Annotated in this window: 6 protein-coding genes; 1 reads left to right on the forward strand and 5 read right to left on the reverse strand. The window is 60.6% G+C overall.

Annotated features, from left to right (window positions below; translation table 11 throughout):
• Positions 1 to 9 precede the first annotated feature (9 nt).
• The 5 genes from GSQ75_RS07960 to GSQ75_RS07980 form a co-directional block, all read right to left on the reverse strand.
• Entirely contained in the window at positions 10 to 2,958 is a 2,949-nt protein-coding gene (locus GSQ75_RS07960) for a plasma-membrane proton-efflux P-type ATPase (RefSeq protein ID WP_216840652.1), read from the reverse strand.
• Positions 2,959 to 3,094: 136 nt separating this feature from the next.
• A complete protein-coding gene (locus tag GSQ75_RS07965; protein WP_158754032.1) occupies positions 3,095 to 5,458 on the reverse strand; it encodes a phosphoketolase family protein in 2,364 nt (787 codons plus the stop codon).
• The gene (locus tag GSQ75_RS07970) at positions 5,455 to 6,666 is read right to left on the reverse strand and encodes an acetate/propionate family kinase (RefSeq protein WP_158754033.1); all 1,212 of its coding nucleotides are present in this window, start codon (positions 6,664 to 6,666) and stop codon (positions 5,455 to 5,457) included. The genes GSQ75_RS07965 and GSQ75_RS07970 overlap by 4 nt, the downstream gene beginning before the upstream one ends.
• Positions 6,667 to 6,689: 23 nt before the next feature.
• Positions 6,690 to 6,923 (reverse strand): SHOCT domain-containing protein, encoded by a 234-nt coding sequence (locus tag GSQ75_RS07975; RefSeq protein WP_158754034.1) that lies wholly within the window; start codon positions 6,921 to 6,923, stop codon positions 6,690 to 6,692.
• Between the two features lie 115 nt (positions 6,924 to 7,038).
• Positions 7,039 to 7,257: a hypothetical protein gene (locus tag GSQ75_RS07980; RefSeq protein WP_158754035.1), complete on the reverse strand. Its 219-nt coding sequence runs from the start codon at positions 7,255 to 7,257 to the stop codon at positions 7,039 to 7,041.
• 382 nt (positions 7,258 to 7,639) lie between these two features.
• Here GSQ75_RS07980 and cydP point away from each other — a divergent pair, with 382 nt between their 5' ends.
• Positions 7,640 to 7,846 (forward strand): cytochrome oxidase putative small subunit CydP, encoded by a 207-nt coding sequence (gene cydP, locus GSQ75_RS07985; protein ID WP_254058497.1) that lies wholly within the window; start codon positions 7,640 to 7,642, stop codon positions 7,844 to 7,846.
• The last annotated feature ends 18 nt before the right edge of the window (positions 7,847 to 7,864 follow it).

Below are 7,864 nucleotides of genomic sequence, written 5' to 3' on the forward strand. Positions count from 1 at the left end.
GGGACGTACTCATTTCGATGCTTCATCCTTGCGCGGCGCCGCATGCACTTTTTCTGTTTCCTGGACAGCCTGAACATCTTCGCGACCCAGCTCTTCGTAGAGCGCATGGACACGCTTGACGAGCTGCGGCGTCACCTCGGGCAACTTCCCGGCTTGCGCTTCAGGCCCACTCTCGGGCTTCGCGTTCGCACCAGAATCAGGTTTGACTTCGATTTCTGGCTGAACCTGCTGCACGGCTGGCGATGGCGGTTCGGCCGTGGCGACGCGCCTGACTTCGGGCAGTATCCTGGCCTTGGCATCGGTTGCGTCAATCTGGGGCGTGACTTTCGCGTCGGTTGAAGCTTCGGCCGTGCCATCGGGTGGAAAAACCTTCGTGTCCAGCATGGCGACAACCTTGGCCTGATGTATCGGCTCAGGTTTCGCTCCGACTGGAGGTTCGGTTGCAGCGCCGGGTTTTGGACTGGCCTTGACTTGCGGTTTGTCGCCGACCTTGGCCGGATCAAGAATCCGGTAAGCGAGCAGCTTCACGCGGTCATTAATCAGGAACCAGATCAACGCGTAGCCCCAGACGAACCCTGCCCAACCCCAACCCAGCGGGGGCATCAGGAACCCGTAGACCGCGATCAGCGTCGCCAGGATCTGCGTGCCCAACACCGCGATCCACAGGACCCGCGCCGGTCGGATCGACCAGAACGGGCCGCGCGTGCGGGTCAGGAAGATGGTCAAGTGGCCGGCCACCGACAGCTTCAGGTACATCATGGTCTGGATCTGCGCCCGGTCGATGTGGAAGACGCGCTCGCCGAGATAGAACAGCCCGAACGCAGCCACCACGCCGACCACGCCCAGTACGGTGGAAACTCCCAGCACCATGCGCATGTTCCAGGCTTCGGGTTGGTTCCGGTAATGCACGTTGTCATAGGCGATCGACAGGATCGCGCCATCGTTGAGCAGGGCCAGCATCACGATCATCACCGCAGTGACCGGGTAGAAGTTGAACACCAGGATCGCCAAGGTCATGAACAGCAGTACACGCAGCGTTTCGGCGATGCGGTAGATCGCGTAGCTGTTCATGCGCTGGAAGATGCGCCGGCTTTCCTTGATGGCGTCGATGATCACCGACAGCCCCGGTGTCGTCAGCACGATCGATGCCGCCGCACGCGCCGCATCGGTGGCGCCGGACACCGCGATGCCGCAGTCGGCCTTCTTCAAGGCCGGCGCGTCATTCACGCCATCGCCGGTCATGCCTACGATATGGCCGTGCTTCTGCAGCACGTCGACGATGTGGAACTTGTGCTCGGGGAATACCTGGGCAAAGCCGTCGGCGTTCTCGATGGACGCCGTCACGGCAGCGCTTTCTTCCTTCGTCGAGTCACCCAGGCTGCTGGCATCGAGGATATTCGTGCCCATGTCCAGCTTCTTGGCGGTTTCCTTGGCGATCGCCAGCGCATCGCCGGTGACCATCTTGACCTTCACTCCCATCGCCAGCGCCAGCGCGATGGTCGCCTTCGCATCCTCCCGAGGCGGATCGAACAACGGCAATACGCCGACCAGCTGCCAGATGCCATCGGCCTCGGCGCGCGCGACGCCGAGCGAGCGAAAGCCACGCGCGGCGAAGTCATTGACTGCCTTGTCGACCGCGCCTTTCACCGCGGCCGCGTTGGCCGCCAGATCCAGGATCACCTGCGGCGCGCCCTTGGTCACCTTGAATGCCTTGCCGTCCTTGTCCTTGACGCTGGCCTCGGTACGCTTGTGCACCGGATCGAACGGTGTGAAATGCACGACCTGATAGCTCTTCAGAGCCTGGTCATCCTTCAGGCCACCGAGCACGGCCAGATCGATGGTGTCGTCGTTGTCGGCGCGCGAAGCCAGCGCGGCATCCAGGGTCACTTGCGCGGCGGTGACGCCGTCGACGCAGAACGGATCGCCCAGGCTCAGCTTGTTCTGGGTCAACGTGCCGGTCTTGTCCGCGCACAGCACGTCCACACCCGCCAGTTCCTCGATCGCCACCAGCCGGCTGATGATCGCCTTCTTCTTCGAGAGCAGGCGCGCACCGACCGCCATCGTCACCGACAATACCGTCGGCATCGCCACCGGAATCGCCGCCACAGTCAGCACCAGCGCGAATTGCAGCGTGGTGAGGATCGGATCGCCGCGAAAAATCGCCACGGCGATGATCACCACTACCATCGCCACCGCCAGAATGATCAGGTAATTGCCGATCTTCAGCACAGCCTTCTGGAAATGGCTGACGGTTTGCGCCTCCTCAACCAGCTTGGCGGTCTTGCCGAAGTAGGTATGGGTGCCTGTGGCATAGACCATTGCGTTGCTCTGGCCGCGGCGCACGATCGAACCGGAAAACACCGCATCGCCAGGGTTGCGCGTAGCCGGCAGCGACTCCCCGGTCAGCGCCGATTGGTCGACCGACATCGGATCACCGTCCAGCAGGCGGGCATCGGCGGGAACGATGTCGCCCAGTCGCAGCTGGATCACGTCGCCCGGCACCAGCTCACGCGCCGGCGGGGTGACCCACTTGCCGTCGCGCTTCACCCGCGTCTTCGTCGCCAGCCGGGCCTTCAACGCGGCGATCGCGTTACCCGCCGAATGTTCCTCCCAGAAACCCACCACCGCGTTGGCGACCAGCAACAGCAAGATGATGAAGAAATCCGGCCAGTGCCGCACCACGCCGGACAGGATCACTGCAGCCTCGATCATCCAGGGAATCGGCCCCCAGAAATAGCCGAGGAACTTGAGGATCAGGTTCGGCTTCTTCTCCTCGATCTCGTTCGGCCCGTCCTGGGCCAACCGCTTGGCGGCCTCCGCCTGACCGAGTCCATCCGGCGAGCATGCCAGCTTCTTTTCCAGGTCCGCCAGCGGCATCGTTTTCAGATCGTCCTTGGCCGCGGGTTTCGATTCCGATGTGGTATCGGTGGCTTTGGAGGGATCGGGATCGGTTGTCATGACACGTCGTCCTTTCATTGCTGGCTTTGCCAGGCTCTACCAGTGAGCAGACGCATCCCGCATCCGGGTTGACGCGAACCTTCGGCATGCCGGTTCGCGTTCGATCGCTTTCATCCATGGCCGCGTTATCGCGACATCACGCCTTCCACTTCCAGTGAAGAATCTCGGGCAGGTCCTGGCCGTGCTGGTCGATGTAGTGCTTGTGCTCGATCAACTTGTCGCGCATCTGCTGCTTGAGATACGCGCCCTTCGAGCCTAGCCCCGGCACGCGATCCACCACGTCCTGCACCAGGTGGAAACGGTCCAGCTCGTTCTGTACGCGCATGTCGAAGGCCGTGGTGATCGTGCCCTCCTCCTTGTAGCCGCGCACATGCAATTCGCGATTCGTGCGCCGATAGGTGAGCCGGTGGACCAGCCACGGGTAGCCGTGAAAGGCGAAAATGATGTGCTTGTCGCGAGTGAACAGCGAGTCGTAATCCGCATCGCTCAATCCATGCGGATGTTCGGAACAAGACTGAAGTTTCATCAGGTCGACCACGTTGACCACCCGGATCTTCAGCTCGGGCAGATGCTCACGCAAGATCGATACCGCGGCCAGCACCTCCAGCGTCGGCGTATCGCCGCAGCAGGCCATCACCACATCCGGCTCGCTGTCCTGATCATTGCTTGCCCATTGCCAGATACCGATACCTTGCGTGCAGTGCACCACGGCGGCATCCATGCCCAGCCATTGCGGCAACGCATGCTTGCCGGCCACCACCACATTGACGTAGTTGCGGCTGCGCAAGCAGTGGTCGACCACCGACAGCAGGCAGTTGGCATCCGGCGGCAGGTACACCCGCACGATGTCGGCCTTCTTGTTGATCACGTGATCGAGGAAGCCGGGATCCTGGTGCGTGAAGCCGTTATGGTCCTGCTGCCAGACGTGCGAGGCGAGCAAGTAGTTCAGTGATGCGATCGGCCGGCGCCAGGGCAGCTCCTTGGTCACCTTGAGCCATTTGGCGTGCTGACTGAACATCGAGTCGACGATGCGGATGAACGCTTCGTAGCTGTTGAACAACCCGTGCCGCCCTGTCAACAGATAACCTTCCAGCCATCCTTCGCATTGATGCTCGCTGAGCATCGAGTCGAGCACGCGTCCGCTGGGTGCCAGGTACTCGTCGTTACCCTGCATGTTCGCGTCCCACTGGCGGTCGGTCGCTTCGAAAACGGCGCCCAGCAGATTCGACAGCGTTTCATCGGGGCCAAACAGACGGAAGTTGTGCTGCTCGTGATTGAGCGTGATCACGTCGCGCAGAAACTTGCCCAGCACCATCGTGTCCTGGGCATCCACGGCACCCGGGGATGTAATCTTCACGGCATGCTCGCGGAAGTCCGGCATGCGCAGGTCGCGCATCAGCAAGCCCCCGTTGGCGTGCGGATTGGCGCCCATGCGCCGGTCGCCCATCGGCGCCAGCGCCGCGAGCTGCGTGATCAGCCGGCCGTTTTCATCGAACAGCTCTTCGGGGCGATAGCTCTTCATCCAGCTTTCCAGCAGCTTCACGTGATCGGGATGGGTTGCGTCGACCAGCAACGGCACCTGATGCGAACGAAAGGTCCCTTCGATCTGCAAGCCGTCGACTATCTTGGGTCCGGTCCAGCCTTTGGGTGAACGCAGCACGATCATCGGCCAGCGCGGGCGGGTGGTATTGTGCTCCGCGCGCGCACTGGCCTGGATCGTGCGGATGTCTTCGATCGCCTGGTCCAGCGTGCTGGCCATCAGCTCGTGCATCGTGTCTGGGTCATTGCCCTCGACGAAGTACGGCGTCCACCCGCAGCCACGAAAAAACTGCTCCAGCTCGTCATGGTCGATGCGTGCCAGCACCGTCGGGTTGCTGATCTTGTATCCGTTCAGATGCAGGATCGGCAGCACCGCACCATCGGTGATCGGGTCAAGTAGCTTGTTCGACTGCCACGCAGTGGCCAGCGGTCCGGTTTCCGCCTCTCCGTCGCCGATGACGCAGGCCACGATCAGGCCCGGATTGTCGAAGGCGGCACCAAAGGCGTGGCTCAGCGAGTACCCCAGCTCTCCACCTTCGTGAATGGAACCCGGCGTCGTGGGCGCGACGTGGCTGGAGATACCGCCAGGAAACGAGAATTGCTTGAACAGCTTTTTCAGTCCGGCTTCGTCCTGGGTGACATCAGGATAAACATCCGTCCATGTGCCTTCGAGATAGACATTCCCCACGACAGCCGGACCACCGTGACCGGGACCAGCGACATAGAACATGTCCAGGTCATATTCCTTGATGACACGGTTCAAATGCACGTAGATGAAATTCTGACCAGGAGTCGTGCCCCAGTGACTGACCACCAATGGCTTCACATGTGCCAGCGTCAGCGGCTCGCGCAGCAACGGATTGTCGTAGAGATAGATCTGGCCGACCGAAACATAATTGGCGGCGCGCCAATAGGCATCCATCTGGTGGAGAAGTTCCGGCGTCAATGTATGGGTTTTCATGGTTGGGTATTCCGGCACGTGAGAGGGAGGACGCGACGGACGGACTTCGCGATCATGAGTTCTTCGTCGGTGTGAATGACGCGTACCTTGACGCGTGCGTCATCGGGAGAGATCAGGGCACCGTTCTGTGCATTGCGGCTTGCATCCAGCACAATTCCAAGAAAATCGAGGCCGCCGCAGATCCGCTCGCGGATCGATGATGCGTTTTCGCCGATACCACCGGCGAACACCAACGTGTCCACACCACCCAGCGCCGCCGCGTAGCTTCCAATCCATTTCTTTATCTGATAACAGAAGAGCGCAACCGCTTCAGCCGCACGCACGTCATGCGTCTCGTGATCCAGCAAGTCGCGTATGTCGGAGCTGGTTTCGGATATGCCGAGCAGGCCGGACTGGAAATTGGCCATGTCGTTGAACTGCTTCGCGCTCATCTTCTCGACGTTCGACAAATACAGGACCAGCCCGGGATCCAGATCGCCTGCGCGTGTACCCATCGGTACGCCCGCGCAGGGAGTGAAACTCATGCTGGTATCGATCGACTTGCCACCGGCAACCGCAGCGAGACTTGCTCCGCTGCCAAGATGCGCCAGGATCACTCGGCCCGACGTGGCCGCCGGATCGCCGAGACGCATCAGCTCCTGCATCAGGTAGGCATAGGACAGACCGTGGAAGCCATAGCGCCTGACACCCAGAGCCTCATAACGGCGCGGGATCGGCAGCAGCCTGGCCACGCGCGGCAGGTCGTGATGAAAGGCGGTATCGAAACACGCGACTTGATGCAGCTTCGGAAAACGACGGTGAAACGCCTCGACCAGCAGCAGTTCCTCCGGCATATGCTCGGGATCAAATGGACTGAGCCCATGCAGCTTTTGCATCATGGTCGCAGTGATCTGCTGCGGTTCGTGGAACTCCGGTCCGCCATGGACAAGCCGGTGTCCTATCGCTACCAACGTGTCGTGCAGACCTCTCTGTTCGATCCAGTCGAGCAGAACACCCACGGCAACCGTGTGGTCCGGCGCCGTTACCGCATGCGTAACGCTATCCGCCGCGACCGTTTCCTGCACCACAAACGTGGCCTGCGGCTGTCCGATCCGCGCAAGCTCGCCCACCAACACCCGCCGCAATGAAGCATCCGCCTCGAAAAGTGCGAACTTGATACTCGACGAACCGCCATTGATCGTCAGGATGTGCAGGCCGGCGGATGCCATGGGGACTCCGTATCTGTCCCGACCTATACCTTCGATATGTCCAACTTCATCTGCCCGAATTGCTCACGAGTGATCTCGCCTTTGGCGTATCGCTCGTTGAGAATATCGAGCGCCTCTTTCTGCAGAGGCAAGCCATATCGCCTGTGCGCCGCGTAGGTATAGCGCCAGTTTCCAAAGCTCGAAAAAAACAGGATGAGGACACCGCACCAGAGCAGCCATCCCCAACCGAAGTAGTCGTTCCAAAAGTAGTGTTGCATGTCAATTTCCTTGTCTCGAGGCGTACATCGCCGTCGTAGGCATGAATTTCAATTCACCAAGGCCAGCCGTCTATTCGCGCTGCTGTAAGTTGATCGCGCGCGGAAGCAGCTGCGACTAGCGGCGATCGTGCATCATGGTTGGATCGGCGCGTTCGGGCCGGCGGCCCGGAGAAGAATTGTTCAACGAACTTGGACTGCGGCGATGATTCCATGAACCTTCTTCGATCTCGCTGTCTTCGTTTTCGGCAATGTCGGAGTGCTTCTCGATATCCAGCTCATGATCACTTTTGTGAATGCGAATCGGGTGATTGGAACGGTGTTCGTTAGATTGCATGTCGGCGCTATCCAGGTTGGCGTTGATACTCGAGAAACGTCCCTGTCGTGGGTGTCGCCAATATTGCTTTCGAACCGCCATTGGATGATCTGCTCTTCCGGCGGCATGCTCTGTACGTTGCCGCACACTCGGCTCGCGGGAGTAATTCTGCTCGTGATCTGCATGCCATCAACAAGCACCTCATCAGCGCGGTGCACTAAACCGTCACGCTGCCTGTGATAAGATTCAGGCGTTGCAGTATCGCCAAGCGGGTTCGCCGACACGCCACGATAGTTCCAACCCGTCAGGGGGAATGATCATGGCCGAAGCCGCACACCCGAGAGACGCACCCGAAGAATCTCCACTATCCCGCTGGTGGGTTCGTAATGTCGGGATTCGACTCTTGCCTAACTACCTGGCATCGTCATCTCCTCGGCCATTGCACCGGCTGACGCTCGAGCTGTTCGTTGTTATCGCACTCAAGATCGCGCTGCTGATGCTGATCTGGTGGCTGCTCTTTGCGCCACAGGCAAAACCCGATACCCGCCCGGCCGCGATCGCACGTCGGCTGGCACCCGCCGCACCCACCCCACCTGCAGGCCATCCATGATCATCGATACCGATGTCG

Source organism: Dyella sp. S184 (genome assembly GCF_009766065.1).
Classification (GTDB): Bacteria; Pseudomonadota; Gammaproteobacteria; order Xanthomonadales; family Rhodanobacteraceae; genus Rhodanobacter.